Source organism: Gilliamella sp. wkB72, assembly GCF_001693745.1.
GTDB classification, from domain to species: Bacteria; Pseudomonadota; Gammaproteobacteria; order Enterobacterales; family Orbaceae; genus Gilliamella; species Gilliamella apicola_E.
Genome location: NZ_LZEI01000006.1, coordinates 438,741 through 460,115, shown reverse-complemented (window position 1 = coordinate 460,115; position 21,375 = coordinate 438,741). Strand labels below are relative to the sequence as shown.

16 protein-coding genes and 1 tRNA gene are annotated in these 21,375 nt (G+C 35.0%); 6 read left to right on the top strand and 11 right to left on the bottom strand.

Features of this window, described 5'->3' with window-relative positions:
- Window positions 1–28 precede the first annotated feature (28 nt).
- Window positions 29–460, top strand: a complete 432-nt coding sequence (locus tag A9G07_RS03445) for a hypothetical protein (RefSeq protein ID WP_065563054.1) — start codon at window positions 29–31, stop codon at window positions 458–460.
- Between the two features lie 3 nt (window positions 461–463).
- Window positions 464–928 carry a MarR family winged helix-turn-helix transcriptional regulator gene (locus A9G07_RS03440; RefSeq protein WP_065563053.1) on the top strand — a complete coding sequence of 155 codons (465 nt, stop codon included), beginning with the start codon at window positions 464–466 and terminating at the stop codon, window positions 926–928.
- A gap of 314 nt (window positions 929–1,242) precedes the next feature.
- On the opposite strand, the gene A9G07_RS03435 is transcribed toward A9G07_RS03440, so the two are convergent.
- From A9G07_RS03435 to A9G07_RS03420, 4 genes are all read right to left on the bottom strand, one after another.
- Window positions 1,243–4,443, bottom strand: coding sequence for an autotransporter outer membrane beta-barrel domain-containing protein (locus tag A9G07_RS03435; protein ID WP_065734035.1), 3,201 nt, complete (start codon window positions 4,441–4,443; stop codon window positions 1,243–1,245).
- A 19-nt stretch (window positions 4,444–4,462) separates the two neighbouring features.
- Window positions 4,463–4,939 carry a toxin-activating lysine-acyltransferase gene (locus A9G07_RS03430; protein WP_065734034.1) on the bottom strand — a complete coding sequence of 159 codons (477 nt, stop codon included), beginning with the start codon at window positions 4,937–4,939 and terminating at the stop codon, window positions 4,463–4,465.
- Between the two features lie 366 nt (window positions 4,940–5,305).
- A complete protein-coding gene (gene pta / locus A9G07_RS03425) occupies window positions 5,306–7,450 on the bottom strand; it encodes a phosphate acetyltransferase (RefSeq protein ID WP_065734033.1) in 2,145 nt (714 codons plus the stop codon).
- 67 nt (window positions 7,451–7,517) lie between these two features.
- Window positions 7,518–8,723, bottom strand: coding sequence for an acetate kinase (locus A9G07_RS03420; protein WP_065563049.1), 1,206 nt, complete (start codon window positions 8,721–8,723; stop codon window positions 7,518–7,520).
- 185 nt (window positions 8,724–8,908) lie between these two features.
- On the opposite strand from A9G07_RS03420, the gene yfbV reads away from it, so the two are divergent.
- From yfbV to cysK, 3 genes are all read left to right on the top strand, one after another.
- Entirely contained in the window at window positions 8,909–9,358 is a 450-nt protein-coding gene (gene yfbV / locus A9G07_RS03415; RefSeq protein ID WP_065734032.1) for a terminus macrodomain insulation protein YfbV, read from the top strand.
- A gap of 10 nt (window positions 9,359–9,368) precedes the next feature.
- The gene (gene priC / locus A9G07_RS03410; RefSeq protein ID WP_065734031.1) at window positions 9,369–9,875 is read left to right on the top strand and encodes a primosomal replication protein PriC; all 507 of its coding nucleotides are present in this window, start codon (window positions 9,369–9,371) and stop codon (window positions 9,873–9,875) included.
- A gap of 309 nt (window positions 9,876–10,184) precedes the next feature.
- Complete coding sequence (gene cysK, locus A9G07_RS03405) at window positions 10,185–11,150, top strand: cysteine synthase A (RefSeq protein WP_065563046.1); 966 nt, start codon at window positions 10,185–10,187, stop codon at window positions 11,148–11,150.
- Window positions 11,151–11,228: 78 nt separating this feature from the next.
- Here the strand turns inward: cysK and ruvB are convergent, their stop codons facing one another.
- The 5 genes from ruvB to recQ all read right to left on the bottom strand — a co-directional run bounded on the left by ruvB (window position 11,229) and on the right by recQ (window position 17,624).
- A complete protein-coding gene (ruvB, locus tag A9G07_RS03400) occupies window positions 11,229–12,233 on the bottom strand; it encodes a Holliday junction branch migration DNA helicase RuvB (RefSeq protein WP_065734030.1) in 1,005 nt (334 codons plus the stop codon).
- Between the two features lie 18 nt (window positions 12,234–12,251).
- On the bottom strand, window positions 12,252–12,860 hold the full coding sequence (gene ruvA, locus A9G07_RS03395) for a Holliday junction branch migration protein RuvA (protein ID WP_065563044.1): 609 nt from the start codon (window positions 12,858–12,860) through the stop codon (window positions 12,252–12,254).
- A 246-nt stretch (window positions 12,861–13,106) separates the two neighbouring features.
- Complete coding sequence (locus tag A9G07_RS03390; RefSeq protein ID WP_065563043.1) at window positions 13,107–13,445, bottom strand: YbaB/EbfC family nucleoid-associated protein; 339 nt, start codon at window positions 13,443–13,445, stop codon at window positions 13,107–13,109.
- 33 nt (window positions 13,446–13,478) lie between these two features.
- Window positions 13,479–15,545, bottom strand: a complete 2,067-nt coding sequence (dnaX, locus tag A9G07_RS03385; protein ID WP_065734029.1) for a DNA polymerase III subunit gamma/tau — start codon at window positions 15,543–15,545, stop codon at window positions 13,479–13,481.
- 249 nt (window positions 15,546–15,794) lie between these two features.
- Window positions 15,795–17,624, bottom strand: coding sequence for a DNA helicase RecQ (gene recQ / locus A9G07_RS03380; RefSeq protein ID WP_065734028.1), 1,830 nt, complete (start codon window positions 17,622–17,624; stop codon window positions 15,795–15,797).
- Window positions 17,625–17,924: 300 nt separating this feature from the next.
- On the opposite strand from recQ, the gene A9G07_RS03375 reads away from it, so the two are divergent.
- Window positions 17,925–18,001: transfer RNA gene (locus tag A9G07_RS03375), tRNA-Val, on the top strand.
- A gap of 651 nt (window positions 18,002–18,652) precedes the next feature.
- Here A9G07_RS03375 and A9G07_RS03370 read toward each other — a convergent pair.
- Together A9G07_RS03370 and A9G07_RS03365 are read right to left on the bottom strand one after the other, a co-directional pair.
- A complete protein-coding gene (locus A9G07_RS03370) occupies window positions 18,653–19,984 on the bottom strand; it encodes an MFS transporter (RefSeq protein ID WP_065734027.1) in 1,332 nt (443 codons plus the stop codon).
- 90 nt (window positions 19,985–20,074) lie between these two features.
- Window positions 20,075–21,328, bottom strand: a complete 1,254-nt coding sequence (locus A9G07_RS03365; RefSeq protein WP_176713948.1) for an enolase C-terminal domain-like protein — start codon at window positions 21,326–21,328, stop codon at window positions 20,075–20,077.
- Window positions 21,329–21,375: the final 47 nt, after the last annotated feature.

Below are 21,375 nucleotides of genomic sequence, written 5' to 3'. Positions count from 1 at the left end.
CTCACTTACTAAATATAGGAAAAAAATAATGAACACAATTTCAATCTCTTTCGTATTACCAACAAAGGCAAAACCATCTAAAATTTGGCAATACTATACCGATCTTAATTTAAGAAAATTATGGGAAACTGATCTTGAAGACTTTCGTATTTTTGGTGACTTGAAAACAGGCACTAAAGGTATTTTTAAATTACAAAATATACCAGAAATGGAAGTGACTTTATCAAAAATCATTGATGAGCAAGAATTTACTGAACAATTTGATATGCCTGAAATAGGTTTATTATTTTTCTCCCATCAAATTGTTGAAATTTCAGAAAATCAATATGCTTTGAAATCAGAGATTTCATTAAAACCAGATACAAAGATGGACACTAAAGCATCCTATGATTTTATAAAACAGATTTCTGATGATATTATTGATAAAACTTACAAATTAAATGGCTTAGTTGAAGGATAAATTATGGCAAAGGGCGATAAGTTTCTGACACAATTTCAAAATGATTCTCAATCCATTGGTTTTATTTTTATGAAAACTTATTCGTCCTGGCATACAAATATCAAAAGTTGTTTGAAAAAACAGTCTATCACTCATCCTCAATTTATCGTACTTGCAACACTTGCTTATTTATCACAATACAACGATGAAATAACACAAGTCACTCTATCCAATCGAACAAATATCGATGTGATGACAATCTCACAAATTTTAGAGAATTTAGAGAAAAAAGATTATATTGAGCGCCACTGTTCAAGCAAAGATAGTCGAGCAAAATCCATTCAACTGACACAAAAAGGGTTTGATAAAGCAAATGAAACTGTACCTTTAGTTGAACAAATTGATAAAGAGTTTTTTTCAACATTAAAGGATGATAAAAAACTATTTATGTCAATGTTATTAACACTATTAGAAAGTCAAGGTGAATAAAGTAATTATCCTTTATCATATTTATTCAAGTTTAAAACATCAAATGGCTTTAATTCATCTAAAAATCAATTTGTTAAGTATTAATAAATGAGTTCTATTTAACTAAAATTTCATTGTAAAATGATTCATTGGGTTAAATATATTCCAATCTTAAAAATATCACTTTTGCCAGTCGCAATAAGTTTTACGCGATGAACATTAAGCTATATTATTTTATTTAACTTGATTATTAGTTACTTTTTTATAAAAAGTCTATACGTAATGCATGACTAGCCATTACGTATAGAACAGAGAAATAAACTTATAATTCTAAATTACCATTTATGTTCTATTCCAATATTTCCTTTATAGCCTTGATGCTTGGTACTTCCAAAATCATGTTCATAACGAGCATCACCATAAAGAAAATTATCTTTGCCTAATTCCGTTTTTATACCAACCCCCAATTCTCCCCAAGTAGTTGCATAATTTTCACGTAAACTATCTTTACCTATTGTGACATGAGTTGGCTTAATAAAGTCATGCCAAACATTACCAATTGCATAAATCGACATAATTTGTCGATCTGCTGCTTGATTATTATGGTCTACTCGTACACCTATTCTACCACGCAATTGATCCTGATTATTCTGATCGACTTGACGATATTTATCTTTAAAACTATCCAAATTAAGATATTGATAAACAAGTTGAGCTTGAGGTTCGATTAGCCATTGGCTTGAATCAACTTGACTAAAGTTGAAGGCATGTCCGGCTTCTGCTGAAACAGCTACACCAAACCCATTTTGATGGATAGAACGGGCTTCTTTTCGTGCATCATATTTATTGCGGATTGAAGAGAACTGTCCAACTAAATCTAAATAACTGTTATTAGCAGAAAAATAGGTATTAGTTAACCCAAGGCTAAATGCTTCCGAAGTACCTTTTCCGGTTTTTTTGTTATGAGAAATTAAACCATTAACAGCACGATATTTATCGGAAAAATCAGTGTTAGCTTTAGTATATGAAAGATAAGCACCTGTATAATTGTGGCTTCCATCTTCGAATAAATTGTTTACCAGATCATGGCCAAGTTGTAATCCATAAACGTCAGTTTCTAAATTCAACCGTTTTTTTCCGTCTGATTTAAGATGTTTGCCTAATATTCTTCCCCAAGTTTCACTTAAATGTTCATCGCAAGTACTACAATTAGCTAAGTTAAAGTTAGCATATTCGCCTCTACGTTCATGCAAAGTACCAATACTTAATAATCCTTGTTCTTGGTTTACTCGTGGCATTGATACATAACCAGAAACGGCATTTGAATAGATCACCTTCTTAGGTGGTTTTACTGGTTCAACTGGTTCAACGGGTTTGACAGGTCCAACTGGGCCAACGGGTTCACCTGGATTACTTGCCTTCATAGTCCAATAGTATTCATCACCATTAGTTGTTTGACGTTTTGCCAATTGAACTTCTGTTGCACCTGTCGTTTGTGCATCACCAGTAAAATTGCTTTCTGAGTTTGAAGTTCCTACATTAATAACAGGAATACTATTCAATATTGCAGCAACTTGCTTTATGTTACCATCAATAAAATTTTCAGCTCCATTTGCATTAACAGGAATAACTTTAGTAACACCACTGGCAGCTCCAGTAATTTTTAGTAAGTCTGATTGTGAAGTATTATTATTCCATAACGTATTCATCTTAACTATTGCATTATTTGATGCCGAATAATTACCTTGAATAGTTAAACTATCATTATATTTTCCATGGGAATGATTATCTAAACTAATAATACCACCATCACTAATAACATTACCTTGTAAAATAAACTCATTTGCGCCCGCATCATCAAATGCAGCATTAAGTAACGCACCATTTGATAAAGTTAAATTATCAAATAAAGCAGTTTTACTGGTATCATTTGCTTTCAAATTCCAAGTAAAACCATTATTTAAGTTTAAGTTGAGTGTAGGCGTTTTATTGGCATCTAAAACTTCACCCTCTTCAGTTTTAACCAAACCTTTATAAACCAGCCCAGTCATACTTCCCTTGTCAGAAGCATTAAAGGTAACTGATGACGCTTGATAATCATCATGACTTTGTTCTGTTCCAGTTTGATCATAGGTATTTGAAAAGAACTGATAACCAGATGCGGTATAATTTCCACTCACGTTAAGAATATAACCCGCATCATTTGCTGTTAGATCAGTTTTATCACCGGTAAAAGATAATACAGTATCGACTTGACCTTGATCGACAAAAATTAAATCTTTGCGACCAACAGAACCACTGATAACCGGGTCAGCACTAGTACCATTGGTAGAAAATATCGCATTTTTAAAGCTTGCACTTACACCATGTGATGCAGCCTGTTCAAATACTCCACTTGAATTCGCATCATCATGAGTCCCGATTTCAAGTGCATAACCATTTGTTTTGATGATTGTCGAACTATCGTCATAATCTGCTTTTAATAAAGAATTGCGAACCATCTTAATACCAGAACCATTTAAAGCATTTGTAGTATCAATATTAAGTTCACCATGAGATTCTAAAATACCAGCACCTTCACCAGTATTACGCGTCTTTCCTAATTTGACACCCACACTGTCCCAGTTCAATGATGAACTATCGCTACCTTTATTCAACACTATGCTATTTTTAGCGCCTTTTAAAATCACTATTGGTGTTAATTGACCATCAGCACCAGTATCATTCGCGCCACCATGATTGGTTGCATTACCCGATACATAAATACCGATGGCGCGATTACCAGTCAAAGTCATATCCAAATCATCATTAACAATAACTCGCCCTGCAGAACCTTGACCATTATTGTCATATGCACCTTGAATAGCACGAATACCATTATTTAATATTGGAGAGGTTTTACCACCTGATGTTGTTTGGTTGATCGTCAGTTTATCAACTGTGACTGTGCTATATTTACCATTATAGGCGTTTCTCTCACCGGCATTTGCAGCTGAACCGGTTAATATCCCATAAGCAGCCACACCACCACTAGAGTTACGACCACGTGTATAGTTATCAGTTATATTTAATACAACATCTTTAGCAGTGATATCGACATTGTGATAAGTCGTAAGCCCCATCACATTACCATCATTCTTTATAGTAAAATTTAAATTGCCCGCTTTAATTGAGCCACCAGAAACACCATAAGTATATTGGTTACCTAAGCCAGTATAATCGGCACTGACATTTGCAGTAAGGGTCGTATCACCCACATTTAGTTGTTCATGCAGTTTACTTCTAGTTAAAATATAAAAACCAGCATTACCACTTTGCGTTGCAGTAGCAGCATTTATATTATTACAACTAGGAGCGTCTTGGCCTACTAAATAAGATCCATCAGGATTTGGTGTACAATCTAACGCAAATAAAGAGGTTGAGGCTGATAAAATTGAAACAGTTATCGCTACTTTACTAACACGTCGTGCCAATTCAGAACAAACTATGCTAGTACCAGTTAGAAAATTAAATTTTGTTTGGTATATTTGATTCATAATTCTTTCCTTATAGACTCTAACATTGAACTTTTTTTACAACGGTGTTTGTTTTTGACTTGTGGTAACCGAAAAAGCAGAGATTATTTTTTAGAACTTTTTTACAAATAGATTTCAACAAGAAAGATTCATTCCGTCCAAATGGGCAAAAGAAAGATAAAAGCCATAATTGTTTACTTTCATCTTTCTTATTACATTGAACAAAATTCACATAACTTTTCGTTTTGTTTAGATATTCCCGTTCCTCATCTTTATTTAAATATGCCCAATTGAGATAACCGAGTGGTCGATTATTTTTAATGAGTAAAATAAAATTCCTAGACTGAATAGTAGGCAGTAAAGTTTCCAATGCTGAACTTATGGCAACATTTCTATAATTGGAATTCCTGTTCCATAACCAAACCATGGCGCCTAATACTTCGGCTTCATTCCATGAAGTATCATGATAAATGCTGGGTGCAATGACTCTAATGGAGTCCTGATTAAGACAATTCATTCCGTTATACCTTTAGTATTTTTAATTAAAAATAATATTGAAAATAAAACTTATCTTTCTTAAAACTTAGGAATATAAAAACAGCTTTGCTTAATCTTTAAACAGGTAATGAAATGGACAAATAATTAACAAATTGATTAAATTAGGGAGATATAGACCATGTATAGTCATATAGCTTGAATAAATTAATCAAAAAGAACTTTATAATGTATAGAATTGGAACAAAAAACAGCGCTAAATAATGTATAACTTACATCATCCTTAACTAATTTCGTCACTTTATGTGATTGGACTTATCGGACAGATAAAAAATGAGAGGTCTTTGAAAAACCTCTCATAAATTTAAACATAAATATTAATAATTTACTAGCTATTTTTTTCTTGCGCGGATTGAATAGCGGTTAATGCAATTGTATAAACAATATCATCAACTAACGCACCACGAGACAAATCATTAACAGGCTTACGCATACCTTGTAACATAGGTCCAATTGAAACAAGATCAGCTGAACGTTGTACAGCTTTGTAAGTTGTATTACCAGTATTTAAATCAGGGAATATAAACACCGTCGCTTTACCTGCAACTTTAGAATTTGGCGCTTTTGATTTCGCAACATCAGGCATAACCGCAGCATCATATTGTAAAGGACCATCAATCATTAAATCTGGGCGTTTTTCTTGAGCAATACGTGTTGCTTCTTTCACTTTTTCAACATCAGCACCTTGACCTGAACTACCGGTTGAGTAAGAGATCATCGCCACACGTGGTTCAATACCAAAAGCAATAGCAGTATCAGCAGATTGAATAGCAATTTCAGCAAGTTCTTGCGCATTTGGATCTGGATTAATAGCGCAATCCCCATAGATATAAACTTGATCAGGCATTAACATAAAGAACACCGATGAAACAAGCGAACTACCTGGAGCAGTCTTGATTAATTGTAGCGGAGGGCGAATAGTATTGGCCGTAGTATGAACAGCACCAGAGACTAAACCATCAACCTCATTTGCTTCAAGCATCATTGTACCAAGCACAACATTATCAGCTAATTGCTCACGCGCAATAACTTCAGTCATACCTTTGTTTTTACGTAATTCAACTAAACGAGGTACATATTTATCACGAATGCGTTCTGGGTCAACAATTTCAACACCTGCACCTAAAGTAACACCTTGCGACGCAGCCACTTTACGGACTTCATCAGGATTACCAATTAACACACACTTAGCAATATGACGCTCTGCACAAATTGCAGCTGCTTTAATTGTTCTCGGCTCATCCCCTTCTGGTAACACCACCACTTTTTTCGCATTACGTGCAAGCTCAGTTAATTGATAACGGAATGCTGGAGGAGATAATCGACGAGCAGAACTTACCACTTCATTCAATGATTTAATCCAACTTGGATCAATGTGATCGGCAACAAAATTCTGAGTATTATCCATACGTTCTTTATCATCAACCGGGATTTCTAAATTGAATTGTTGTAAATTGATTGAAGTTTGGAATGTATTGGTTTTAACAGTAAATACTGGTAATCCTGTATCAAAAGCAGGTTGACACAATTTATAGATTTTTTCATCAATATCATAGCCACCAGTCAATAATACACCACCAATAGCAACACCATTCATTGCAGCTAAACAGATTGTTACTAAAACATCAGCACGATCAGCTGAAGTTACTAATAACGCGTTCGGTTGAAGGTGATTAATGATATTTGGAACGCTACGAGAACAGAAAGAAACATGTTTAATTCGACGATTTTTAATACCGCCTTCATTAATGATTTTAGCTTGCAAATGATTAGCAATGTCATATGTACGACAAGAACTTAAATCGATGTTCCAAGGAATACAGCCAAGTACAGGTAATGGGCTATGCTCGCTTAAATCATTAATTGTAATTTTCTTACCATCAAATTTAGGCGTATGATAAATTTCAACAACATCTGGACGAGCGAGATTTTGTTCTTCTACTGGTGCATTGACTTTGTTAACAATCACACCAATAATTTTATCATTTTTGATGCCACCAAAATTAGAGCGAGCAATCTCAATGCGTTCTTTTAACTGCTCTGGATCATCTTTACCCATATTAACCACAAAAATAATCTCAGCGCCTAAAGTTTTCGCGATGTTATTATTTAGTTCATTAGCAAATGGATAATCAATAGTTGGTACAATACCTTCAACTAAAACAACATCTGCACCTTTAGTATTTTCTGCATATAGTGCAACGATTTCTTCCATCAAAACATCTTGTTGATTCAAACCTAATAAGTTTTCAACATAACTCATTTTTAAAGGTTTCAAAGTTGGAATCGATGTATTATTACTAACTAAAGTCGTTGTATTATCAGGCGCATCACCACCTGCTCTTGGTTGGGCAACTGGTTTAAATACATTTAAGTTAATACCTTGACGTTCCATTGCTCGAATAACACCAAGACTTACACCCGTTAATCCAACATTGGTACCAGTTGGAATCAGCATAATGGTACGAGACATAATAAGTTTCCTCTTAATTCTTTATTAAATCCAAAAACAAACCGCCTTAACGGCGGTTTTAAAGTGCTTAAGCTGTTAAGCGTGCTGCATCTTGTGCGATGACAAGTTCTTCATTGGTAGGAATAACCATTGCAATAGCAGAACCATCTTTAGTGATCACACCACCGTTACCAAAACGTGCAGCTAAATTACGTTCTTTATCAATCTCAAAACCAAGTATACTTAATTTTTCTAAAGTTTTACGACGAATACATTCAGCATTTTCACCAATACCACCAGTAAACACGATTGCATCTAAACGGCCGTCTAACAACATCGCATAACCACCAATGTATTTGACTAAACGGTGAACAAATACTTCTAAAGCATTTTTAGCATTTTCGTCTTTATCTGCATTATCTGTTACATAACGGCAATCGCTACTTACACCAGTTAAACCTAATAGTCCTGATTTTTTATTTAATAAATTATTAATATCAGCAACTGACATATTTAAATTGTCATGTAAAAAGAACATGATAGCAGGATCGATATCACCACTTCGTGTCCCCATAACTAAACCTTCAAGTGGTGTTAAGCCCATAGAAGTTTCAATACTTTTACCGTTTTTCACAGCAGTGATTGAAGCACCATTACCTAAGTGGCATGTAATCACATTCGTTTGATCAACAGGTTTATTTAATAATTTTGCAGCTTCTCGGCTGACATAATAATGACTAGTACCATGAGCACCATAACGGCGAACACCGTACTTAGTATATAATTCATTAGGAATTGCATATAAATATGCTTCTTTAGGCATTGTAGTATGGAAAGCTGTATCAAATACTGCAACATTTTTATTTTTTAAATGAGGAAATGCAATAAAAGCTTCGCGAATACCAATTAAATGTGCTGGATTATGTAAAGGCGCAAAAGCAGAAGCTTCTTCAATACCTTTTAAAACGGAATCATCAATCACAACTGATTGGGTATACTTCTCACCACCATGAACAATACGGTGCCCAATTGATTTTATGCTGTCTAATAATTCTGGTTTTTGTGGAAAAATGTTATTAACAATGAATTTAATCGCTTCGCTATGTGCTGCACCAGCTCCTAAAGAAGCTTCTTGCTTTTCACCATCTAATTTCCATTTGATACGAGCATCAGGAAGGTGAAAACATTCAGCTAAACCAGATAAAAACTCATCACCATTTTCAGGGTTAATAATAGCAAATTTTAAAGATGAACTTCCACAATTCAGAACGAGAGCGTTATTACTTGATGACATAGTAATTCCTATAAATTGAATAAAAGATTTTTACCAATCAATATTGGCAACTCTACACATTAATCAATGTGTTATATAAGGCGACTTCTGATATCTTGAAATTTGAGATAAAATAAAGAGAGCCCCCAATTTGAATGGCACTATTTTAAGACAATAAAATGTGAATGTCGAGGAATCCAAACCAGATGAACTTAGTTAAAATTTTTAAGGCAGGTCAAATATATATGGATATTTGCCCAAAAGATAAAGCCCTATCCTATTCATTTCCTGAATTAAAAATTATTAACTACATCAAAGTTGCAAAAAAAATTTTACCGCCGATCATCATCGGCTTAATTCTTTGGCAATATTATTTACCCGCGCAATTAGCGGTAACAGCAATCACAATTCTATTTGCTTTAAGTTTACCTATTCAAGGGATCTTGTGGTTAGGATATCGTTCTCAATCGCCATTACCGCTCAACTTAATTGACAGCTATAACCGAATCAAATTGCAATTAATTGAAAAAAAGATATTAAGTCCGAATAAAAATCCAAATGAAAAATTAACTTTTGAATCGTTAATGAAACTAATAAACTTATCTAAAATTCATTTAGGGAATTATTTTGGGCAAAATGACGATAACCAACCATAAAGATATATTCATGCAAAAATTTTTGGAAAAATTGAAAAATCAAATAAACGAGCTTGAACAGCAGTTGAACTTATCCGAACAACAAAGCTATCAAGAGCATTATTTTGATGAGCATCTGTTTAACACCAGTAAAATTGAAACCGACAATCAATTCTATTTAGATAAAGTAAAGCAAACCTATCTAGCACTTTGTGATGCAGTACTTTTAGAAAAACGTACACAAATCGAATTTTTATCAGAAAGACTTATAAACCAAATTACCGCCCTAACACGTGAGCTTGCCACAGTACATTTACGTAAACAAACTACTGGCCATATTATTACAGAAACATTAGCTGAAAAACATTCAAGACATTTAGATTATTTACGACGATTACAAGAGATGAAATATGAGCTCGAACTCTCTTTAGAGTCAATAGAACACACCAAAATCGCTGCCCTTGATAATCGAATATACCGCTGCGAACAAGCTATTAAAAGAATTGAATTAGACATGGAAAATAGTTTCATTGAATAATGGTTTCATAGATAATCATAAATTTCTGAATATTTGATGATCAACGATTACCTAACTTAAAATAATGTCTTAACAAAACACGCCTGAATATAGCGTATATGTAAATTCACATTTCAATACTATAGTAAGATCCCAGCACTAAAAAGGATACCAGCTAGTCAAAATAAAGGCCCTTATATCAAAAATGCATATGAATATAATTAATAATTAGTATCATCTTTTCAGTTCAATCTATAATATAGTCATCAACATTAATTAATTACTTGCCACCACTTTTGAATCTAAGAATAAACTAATAAGGACTTTTCCATGAGTAAGATATTTGATGATAACTCACAAACCATCGGCCATACTCCCCTAGTTCGATTAAAACATTTTGGGAATGGTAATATATTAGCTAAAGTCGAATCTCGTAATCCAAGTTTCAGCGTCAAATGCCGAATTGCATCAAATATGATTTGGGATGCAGAAAAACGTGGTTTACTTAACCCTGACGTCGAACTTATAGAGCCAACTAGTGGTAATACTGGTATCGCATTAGCTGCTGTTGCCGCTGCTCGTGGTTATAAATTAACCTTAACCATGCCAGAAAGCATGAGTATTGAACGCCGCAAACTTCTAAAAGCGTTAGGTGCAAACCTTGTATTAACTGAAGCTGCCAAGGGAATGAAAGGTGCGATTGAAAAAGCGGAAGAAATCGTTGCTAGTAATCCCAAACACAATATTATGCTCCAACAATTTAGCAATCCCGCCAATCCAGAAATTCATGAAAAAACCACAGGACCAGAAATTTGGCTTGATACAGATGGAAAAATCGACATTTTCGTTGCAGGTGTGGGAACAGGTGGAACCTTTACTGGCGTAACAAAATACATCAAAAAAGTTCAAGGAAAAAACATTACGGCTGTCGCAGTTGAGCCAACTACCTCACCTGTAATTACGCAAGCACTTGCCGGCGAACCTATCAAACCTGGCCCACATAAAATACAAGGTATCGGAGCTGGATTTATTCCTGGTAACTTAGATTTGAGTTTGATTGATTTGGTCGAAAAAGTATCTAACGAAGAAGCAATCGAAACAGCTCGCATTATAATGGAAAAAGAAGGTATCTTAGCAGGAATTTCATCCGGTGCTGCGGTATTTGCAGCTGATCGTTTGGCTCGATTACCAGAAAATGCGAATAAAACCATCGTGGTAATATTACCCTCTTCAGGTGAACGTTACCTTAGTACTGATTTATTTAGTGGTATTTTCACTGAGAAAGAACTTGGTTAATTATCCTATAAACGCAAAACACCGCCATTTGGCGGTGTTTGATTAAAAATCGGATAATTCAAATTAGAATAAATCAAATTAATCATCTTGAATAATACCAAAATGTCGATAAGCATGAGGTGTTGCAATCCGTCCTCTTGGTGTTCTTTGGATATAACCTTGCTGAATCAAAAACGGCTCTAACACATCTTCAATCGTTTCACGTTCCTCACCAATTGCTGCAGCAATATTATCTAATCCTACTGGACCACCCATAAATTTTTCGATGATGGCAAGAAGTAACTTACGATCCATATAGTCAAAGCCTTCATTATCCACATCTAACATATCTAAAGCTTGAGTCGCAATACGCTCATCAATAACACCTTTGGATTTAACATCCGCATAATCTCTCACACGTCGCAATAAACGATTAGCAATACGAGGCGTTCCGCGTGAGCGTTTAGCTATTAAAAAGGCACCCTCTTTGGAAAGATCTAAACCTAAAAACTTAGCACTACGACTAACGATATACTCCAAATCCTCAACACGGTAAAACTCAAGGCGTTGCACAATCCCAAAACGATCGCGTAATGGCGATGTTAACGAACCCGCTCGAGTAGTTGCGCCAATAAGCGTAAAGGGCGGAAGATCGATTTTAATTGAACGTGCGGCTGGACCTTCACCAATCATAATATCGAGCTGATAATCTTCCATAGCAGGATATAATATTTCTTCAACGACTGGAGATAATCGATGGATTTCATCAATAAACAGCACATCATTAGGCTCGAGATTGGTTAACATTGCAGCCAGATCACCTGCTTTTTCCAACACTGGACCAGAGGTAGTACGCAAATTAACATTCATTTCATTAGCAACAATATTAGCTAAAGTGGTTTTACCAAGACCTGGAGGACCAAAAATTAAAACATGATCAAGCGCATCACTACGTTGCTTGGCAGCCTGAATAAAGATTTTCATCTGCTCACGCACTTGAGGTTGACCAATATACTCATCCAAATATTTAGGACGAATAGCCCGATCTAACGACTCTTCTTCTTTTTGAGCCTGTGGCGCAATTAAACGATCCGCTTCAATCATCATCGTTCCCTATTTTCTTTATAATGCTGACTTTAATGCTTCACGTATTAGCATTTCACAATCCATGTCTGGCTTAATGACTTTACTAATAATACGACTTGCTTCTTGTGGTTTATAACCCAAAGCGATAAGTGCCGAAACGGCTTCACCTTCAATCTGACTTGAGGATTTTTTAAGACTTCCAGTCTCAACAGTTACGTTTACATTAGCTAACTCTTCACCAAACCGTTTAACTCGATCCTTCATTTCGACAATCAATCGTTCAGCCGTTTTAGTGCCCACGCCAGGTAATTTAACTAACGTCTTGATTTCACCTTGCTCAACTGCACTAATAAATTGCCCTGCTGACATTCCTGATAAAATTGCTAACGCTAATTTGGGACCAACACCATTCACTTTAATCAACTCACGAAACAATTCACGCTCTTGTTCATGATTAAAGCCATACAGCACTTGAGCATCTTCACGAACGGCAAAATGAGTTAACACAATCACTTCTTTACCATTATCAGGTAATTCATAAAAACAGGTCATTGGCATAAACACTTCATAGCCAACACCACCAACTTCAATTAACACTTTGGGTGGTTGCTTTTCAATAATGATTCCACGTAAACGACCTATCACAATATATCCTTAATAAATAATGTCAATTAAACAACGTTGATCAATCAGTATTAAACGAAAACTCTCGTTCAACATCAGCCTAATTACTATGATCAAAATTGAATGTGAATTAAAAAAACAATTATGAGTTAGTTTACCTGATAGGAGGAAATTAATAAAGACAAACTGTATAAATAAACAGTCAGTAGACAAAAATATTGCCGACAAAAGTCAGCAATATCAGAAAAATAGAGTTAAAGATTCAAATTAGAATGGCATTTTAAAACCAGGTGGTAATTGCATTCCACCAGTAACTTGAGCCATACGCTCTTTTTGAGCTTCTTCCAAACGGCGAGTAGCATCATTATAGGCTGCAGCGATAAGATCTTCTAACATCTCCTTATCATCTTCGGTTAATAAAGACGGATCGATATCAACGCGTTTACAACTATGTGCACCATTTACAGTAACTTTAACGATACCCGCGCCAGACTCTCCAGTAACCTCTAATTTAGCAATCTCTTCCTGAGCTTGCTGCATTTTTGCTTGCATTTGTTGGGCTTGTTTCATCAAATTGCCCAAACCACCTTTTCCACCTGGAAACATAATTATTCCTCATTAAAAACATTTAGTCTGTAATTATACAGGACGAATACTCGATTCATCAATCTTGGCATCAAAATATTGACAAATCGTCTCAACTTTAGGATCTTGATGTATCGTTTGTTTAGCTTGTTCAAGCTTCTGCTGATATAAATCTTCACGTAATTCTAATGGCGTTTTTATATCTTTACTATCATCAATCACAACCTCTAAATTAAGTGTTTTTTGACGATAAGCTGACATCGCAGTTCGTAGCTTAATACAATTTGCCGACGACTTAGTTAAATGCTCAACAGCCGAACGCGTATGCAAAATTACACTATTATCATCGACTATTTCAGGATACGAATTAACTGCAATCTGTTTAATTAACGGTGCAATCTCCAATTTTTCAATTTCCGCACTCCAAGCATCTTTTTCGACCATCTCTTCAATCAATTTTTTTGTCATCTCTGGGGTTTTATCGACCTTAAGTGACTCCCTAACTGACTTTGCATCAATCACCGGCTCATTCTTAGACTCAAACAGTCCAGTCGATTGCCATTGATAATTTTCTGCTGTAATTTCCTCTTCGTCGTCCTCTACAACCTCATCCACCACTGCACTATTAACTTCAGTCTTAGTAGCCTGTTTAACACGGCTCGAGTTAACTAAATCGCTTGATGGTTGATTGGCACCAACCGGTTCAGACTTTTTTGAACTTTGTTCCTCCATTAACTGCATTCGCATCTCTAAAATATTTTTAGTGATAGACGAAGCATCATCTGTAAGCGATATAGAATGGGCTGGCATCGAATTATTAGCTTGATGCACAGGAGAAACATTATTATCAGCTAATGATGATTGTGACTGTGCCGTTGATTGAACTGATGACTTAGCTGCATCCTTCTTTACTGGAATCGGTGGCATAGAAGCTGATGTTGCTGATTCAACTTTTGGCGGATTAGACTTTGGGACAGGTGGATGTCCTACAGCTGAAGGATTAGTGGTTGAAACCGGTTGAGAAATCGAATCAACATCTTTTGGCATAAAGGCTAACGCGCGTAAAAAGCTCATCTCCACGCCCATTTTCTTGTCAGGTACAAGCGTGAGTTCTTTTCGACCCATCAATAAAATTTGATAAAACAATTGTACATCATTTGGTGAAATGTATTGAGCTAAAAAACGCAATTGCTCCTCACTATCGGCATAATCACCTAAGGCTGTAGGTACTACTTGTAATAAAGCAATTTGATGCAACAAAGAAATGCTTTCAGCTAATAAATTATCCCAATCCGCTCCTTGCATTGCCGCCAATTCAATTTGTTGCATTAACGCATTACCATCGCCTTGGTAAAGTGCATTAACTAACGCAAAAGGAATAGCCTTATCTAATGTTCCAAGCATTGATGCAACTGATACGGCATCGACTTTACCATTACCTAGCGCAATAGCCTGATCGGTTAAACTTAACGCATCTCGCATACTTCCATTGGCTGCTTTGGCTAATAAATGAATAGCTTTTGGCTCACTTTCAATATGCTCTAATTGTAAAATGTGATTTAACTGATCACCAATTAAAGATGTATCAAGCACATTCAAATGTAAATGCAAACAGCGAGACAAAATAGTAATAGGTAATTTTTGAGGATCGGTTGTCGCTAACAAAAATTTAACATGTTCAGGTGGTTCTTCCAAAGTTTTTAATAATGCATTAAAACTGTTGCGAGACAACATATGCACTTCATCGATCAAGTAAACTTTAAAACGCCCTTTAGTTGGCAAATATTGGATATTATCTAGAATTTCACGCGTATCTTCGACTTTAGTTCGTGATGCAGCATCAATTTCTAACAAATCAACAAAACGACCTTGCTCAATCTCACGACAATTATCACAAACACCACAAGGTGTTGCAGTGATACCACTTTCACAATTCAAGCCTTTAGCTAACAAACGAGCAATCGACGTCTTTCCTACACCTCGTGTACCAGAAAACAGATAAGCATGATGCACCCGGCCAAGAGAGAGGGCATTAGATAAAATTTTCAACACATGTTGTTGCCCTACTACCTCAGAAAACGACTTTGGTCGCCACTTACGTGCTAAAACTTGATAACTCATAATCACCATTACTTATTACGATTAAATTTTGCTAATCATATCATAAAGAGCCAAATTAGTCTTTAAGATGCCACTTTTCGAATTAATAATAGACCTTAATTAATTTATAAACAAATTAGATTATAAAAACGCAATTTTAAGTAAAACATATAATAATTAGCGTCATATTACAGGATTTTTTTGCTCAAAAACCCCGTTCCTCAACTTTTTTTTCAACGAATAAATTGATTTAAATTTTAACTTACAGCGTTATATATTTTTAATTACAAAGTCATTAATCTCATCCAAAAACAGATTGCCGTATTTCTCCAATTTAATTTTACCAACACCTGACACATTAATAAGTTGTGTCTTACTTTCAGGCATCGTTTGCACCATTTCAAGTAAGGTTGCATCACTAAATACAATATAAGGAGCGATATCTTCCATATCGGCAATCTCTTTACGTAATCGTCTAAGATTATTAAATAAAATTCGCTCTTCATAAGATAGAATAGTCGTTAAATTAATTGATCGAGCATAACGATTTAAACGACTCTTCTTAACAATTTCTAATCGTGGTTTTGCTAACTTTAATTGCACCTCACCTTTCAATATTGCCCGTGCGTTTTCAGTCAATTGCAAAGTATTAAAATTGGAAATATTTTGCCGCAAATAACCTAAAAAAATTAACTGCCTTATTACACTAAGCCAATAATCAGCGTTATGCTCTTTACCAATTCCATAAACTGAAAGCTTATCATGTCGATTATCTTTAATTTGTGAACGCCCCGAACCACGTAAAATATCCACTATGTATTGGGCACCATAGCGCTGCTCAACCCGATAAACACAAGACAAAACTTTTTGCGCATCAATCAACGCATCATATTGCTTAGGTGGATAAAGGCAAATATCACAGTTATTGCAAGGCTCAGTTCGATGTTCACCAAAATAATTTAACAACACAATACGGCGACACGTCATACATTGCGCAAATGACTCCATCGCCTGAATCTTATGAAGCTCCACTTGCTTCTGATCGTTATCATACTTTTCAATGATTTGCTGCTTATACCAACTTAAATCATTACTTTTAAACAATAGCATCGCTTCTGCAGGAACACCATCGCGCCCAGCACGACCTGTTTCTTGATAATAAGCCTCAATTGAACGCGGACAATCTGCATGAACAACAAACCGAACATTTGGCTTATTAATCCCCATTCCAAAAGCAACTGTTGCCACAATAATTTGTGTATTATCCTTTAAAAAACTCTCCTGAGCGCTTTGCCGTTCGCTTGTAGACAATCCAGCATGATAAGCGATAGCCGAAAACCCTCTTGCCACAAGCCTTGTTGTCATGTCCTCAACTTTAGAACGGCTAGAACAATAAATAATCCCGCTATTCCCTTTTTGCGTTTCAATAAACGACACAACTTGTTCAGTAAGATTAAACTTTTCTACCACGGTATAGCGAATATTCGGCCTATCAAAACTACGAACCACAAACAACGGATCAACTAAATTGAGCTGATTAAGAATATCCCTCTGTGTCATCTCATCGGCAGTGGCTGTAAGCGCGATAATTGGTACATCAGGAAAACGTTTTGATAACTGGTTTAATTGGCGATAATCAGGTCTAAAGTCATGTCCCCATTGTGAAATACAATGCGCCTCATCGATCGCAATTAAAGAAGGAGGATGCTGATCCAGTAACGCGCCAAAAGATGATACTGTCAAGCGCTCGGGGGAAATATACAACAATTTAATTGAATGGTTTAAATACTGGTTGATAACATTTTGTTGTTCGATACCTGATTGAGTTGCATTTAAAAATGCAGCAGGAATACCATTCACCAACAATTGATCGACCTGATCTTTCATTAATGAAATAAGTGGCGAAATGACTATAGCTGTGCCTGGTAATACGACCGCTGGAATTTGATAACAAAGCGACTTACCGCCACCGGTAGGGATAACGGCCAAAACATCACGCCCGTCAATCACTGATTCAATAATATCTTTTTGTTGATTCCTAAACGACTTATAACCAAAAATATTATGTAGAACATCTTCAATCTGATCTTTAAACGACATAACAACCTGAACCAGTAATAACTTAACGACGCTGTGGAGTATAGCTAATTTAGCACTAACAAACCACCGAGAACATGCATTTACCTATAAACAATATAAAAAACAGAATCCATATCGAACTGTTAAATGAATTAGTGAAAATAAAAAGTACAAAAATGTGACAACTATCTGAATTTTCAATATTGGTTTTGCCTATTTTATCACCAATCTAGTTCAAAAGATTAAAAAAACAGCTATTTTTAATTATTTTACTTGAAACAAAACTATTTGCCCGCTAATATTTGCGTGTTTTCTAAATATACGCCCGTAGCTCAGTTGGTTAGAGCATCACCTTGACATGGTGGGGGTCAGTGGTTCGAGTCCACCCGGGCGTACCATCCTAAAGCCTTATATAAAAAAGCTTCAAAAGAATTAATCTTCTCCTCAATTTTACTAAAAGAGTAAAATCGGGGTAAAACTGGGGTAAAACCTATACCATTTTTAGCAAATTTTTGCTATCCACTTCCCAGCTTTTCACTTCAATTCACACTACAGAAAAATATTAGTTTATGATGAATAAAACTAACTAAACTTTCATAATTTGCTCACAATAAACTTTTTATCCAGAATGGAACGCATAGAAATATTTATTCTTCATTTGATGTAAAAATGAAACAGGGTTGTGAGTAGTTTTTGGGTAAGGCGCTTAAAATAGATTTTATCACTACGTATCTCAATTCTACTTTTACAGTAGCGCCAGATTCAATAGAATTTATCCGTTGTTCAACCAGATTCTTATTTTCATACTATTTATATCAAACAATAATATATTAATCTTTATATTATAGTTATGATTCACATTTTATTGGTTTCAGTTATTAGTTATAAGAATAGCTTTTATCAACTGGCTATTTAGCTTTTGATAGTATTGAAAAATACCTAACCTATTTCTAAGACATGAAAAAATTCTATTATCTATAAAATTAAAAAAGCCATCAATAAATCAATATAATGGCTTTTTTATTTATTTTAATAATTTTTAATAAAAATTAATTCTCTGTTGCATCTTTTACATCTTGTAAATTGCGATCTGCGACTTCAGGCATCAAAATAGCTGATAACAGACCGATGGCTGAGTAAAATATAATCATAGCTACAATTGGCCACCAAGCATCACAAATTTTACAAAAAATACCAGCAAATAAAGGTCCTAATCCAACAGCTAATAAACCACCAATTTCATTAGCAATAGCCATTGATGCAAAACGACTACGAGAACCAAACATCTCGGCCATAGTAATAGCTTCAATAGCTGCTTGTCCTAAAACTGCAACGTTATGAATAACTATTAAACATAGCATAATAGTATTTGGATGATAATTTTTATCTAATATAATAGCAAGCATTGGATAGGCTAAAATTATGGTCAATAAATTAAGTAAAATATACATAATTTTTCGGCCAAACTTATCAGATAACCAACCTGATAAAGGGATGATTAAAAATCCAATGAAAGAACTAATTAGCATAGCATCAGTAGGTATTGCTTTACTAAATAGTAATGTTTGGACCATATAACCAGCTAAAAAAGTTTGAATTAATCCTGAATTACCTGCTTGACCAAATCTTAGACCAGTAGCTAACCAAAAAGACTTACCACTGAAAATTTCTAAATAAGATTTATTTTTGATGATGCTATCATTTTCATTAACTTCCTCAAAAACAGGACTTTCTTTTAAATTTAACCGTAACCATATAGCAAACAACATCACAATTGAACTTGCAAGAAATGGAATACGCCAGCCCCATGATAACAATTGCTCATTATCAAAAAAATAAAACATTATGGCCCAAATAGCAGTAGCAGCAAGTGTGCCACAGTTTGTGCCCATTGCAACGAGTGAAGCAATAATACCTTTTCTTCCTCTTGGCGCATATTCAGCTAGCATAGTTCGCGCACCAGAAATTTCAGCTCCTGCACCTAATCCTTGAATAATTCTTAATAAAATAAGCAATAATGGTGCTAAAATCCCAACTTGAGCATAAGTGGGTAATACTCCGATTAAAGTAGTACAAAGCCCCATTAAGGTTATTGTAATAAATAATATTTTTTTTCGTCCTAATTTATCTCCCATCCGCCCAAATAAGAATGCACCTATAATACGAGCGACATAACCAGCTCCATAAGTTCCCATAGCTAAGATCAATGCCATAGCTGCCGATTGTTCAGGAAAGAAAACCTGATGAAAAACTAATGCAGCTCCAAGTGAATATAATTGGAAATCCATAAATTCTAAAGCTGTTCCTAACCAACCAGACATTGCAGCCTTAACCAAATCCCCTGTATTACGTTTCGGGTCTAACGTTATTGAATTACTCATAATGTACTACCTTTGATTATTCTGGAAAAACAACTCAATTGTTTTACCAATAATAAAAAATTAAAAAATCTAAATACGAACAAGTTAGACTCAAGGTCTAGAAGCTGTTCCATCCGGTGTTCGAGCATTTGTCCAAGATGGCAAACCACCAGTTATTGGGAACTTTTTGGCTTTTTCTTCGTTTATATCAATACCAAGGCCTGGCTTATTATTTAAATAAGCATAGCCATCGATGATATCTGGGCAACCAATAAAGACATCTCTAAGTTGATCATTCATTGGTGTATATTCTTGTACACCAAAATTCGTAATACTTAGATCTATATGCATATTCGCTACCACTCCAACAGGAGAAATATCACCTGGGCCATGCCATGCAGTACGTACACCATGAAGTTCACATAATGCAGCAAGTTTTTTTGCTGGAGTTATGCCTCCAATCATACTGATATGACAACGAATAAAATCAATTAAATGTTGTGTGATTAGATGTTTATATTCTGAGACATGAACAAACAACTCACCCATTGCAATAGGTGTTGATGTTTGTTGACGTATGATATTTAAGAAATCGACATTTTCTGGCGCAACAGGATCTTCAAGATAAAATAGTCGATAATCTTCAAGGCTTTTTGCCATTTGTAAAGCAGTGATAGGTTGAACTCTTTCATGAATATCATGAATGAATTCGATATCAAAACCAATTTTGTTACGTAAATGATCAAAAAATTTAGGGATACTGCGCGCATAAGCATCAGGATCAAAATAAATTCCTGAGGTTTTATTATGAGGAGAACGTTTGGGATGTATATTTTTAGCTTTATCATAATGGGTGTTAATCAATTTTAAATCTTCAGTACCAGCTCCTCCATACATTCCCATTTGACAACGAACATATTGATAACCTTCTTCTATTGCAGCGCGGATATTATCTTCAGCTTCAACAGCATCAGCACCATCGCAATGTCGATAAAGTGGAATAGCATCACGACATTTACCGCCTAGTAATTCATATACTGGCATATTTGCCATTTTGCCTTTAATATCCCATAACGCCATATCCATGGCAGACACTGCATTATTAATAATTGGACCATTTCGCCAATAACCACTAACAATAGCTGATTGCCAAAGATCTTCTATTCGGCAAGGATCTTTTCCAAGTAAAAATGGTTTTATATAATCTTCAATCGCGGACTGAACAGCTAAAACTCGTTGAGTAAATGTCGCACAACCTAATCCATATAAACCATCCTGGTTTGTTTCAATCTTAACAACAACTAAATCGATACCTCCTGGTGCTGTCAAAATAGTTTTAACATCTGTTATTTTTAACATAAAAATCTCCGATTCATACTTAAGTTATAAAATCAACTTGTATGACATCGTAT

Coding starts and splice junctions, on each gene's coding strand:
- A9G07_RS03370 (WP_065734027.1), bottom strand. CDS start 19,984: ATGAGTAATTCAATAACGTTAGACCCGAAACGTAATACAGGGGATTTG.
- A9G07_RS03435 (WP_065734035.1), bottom strand. CDS start 4,443: ATGAATCAAATATACCAAACAAAATTTAATTTTCTAACTGGTACTAGC.
- dnaX (WP_065734029.1), bottom strand. CDS start 15,545: ATGAGTTATCAAGTTTTAGCACGTAAGTGGCGACCAAAGTCGTTTTCT.
- recQ (WP_065734028.1), bottom strand. CDS start 17,624: ATGTCGTTTAAAGATCAGATTGAAGATGTTCTACATAATATTTTTGGT.
- cysK (WP_065563046.1), top strand. CDS start 10,185: ATGAGTAAGATATTTGATGATAACTCACAAACCATCGGCCATACTCCC.
- A9G07_RS03420 (WP_065563049.1), bottom strand. CDS start 8,723: ATGTCATCAAGTAATAACGCTCTCGTTCTGAATTGTGGAAGTTCATCT.
- yfbV (WP_065734032.1), top strand. CDS start 8,909: ATGAACTTAGTTAAAATTTTTAAGGCAGGTCAAATATATATGGATATT.
- priC (WP_065734031.1), top strand. CDS start 9,369: ATGCAAAAATTTTTGGAAAAATTGAAAAATCAAATAAACGAGCTTGAA.
- A9G07_RS03440 (WP_065563053.1), top strand. CDS start 464: ATGGCAAAGGGCGATAAGTTTCTGACACAATTTCAAAATGATTCTCAA.
- A9G07_RS03430 (WP_065734034.1), bottom strand. CDS start 4,939: ATGAATTGTCTTAATCAGGACTCCATTAGAGTCATTGCACCCAGCATT.
- pta (WP_065734033.1), bottom strand. CDS start 7,450: ATGTCTCGTACCATTATGCTGATTCCAACTGGTACCAATGTTGGATTA.
- A9G07_RS03390 (WP_065563043.1), bottom strand. CDS start 13,445: ATGTTTCCAGGTGGAAAAGGTGGTTTGGGCAATTTGATGAAACAAGCC.
- ruvB (WP_065734030.1), bottom strand. CDS start 12,233: ATGATTGAAGCGGATCGTTTAATTGCGCCACAGGCTCAAAAAGAAGAA.
- A9G07_RS03445 (WP_065563054.1), top strand. CDS start 29: ATGAACACAATTTCAATCTCTTTCGTATTACCAACAAAGGCAAAACCA.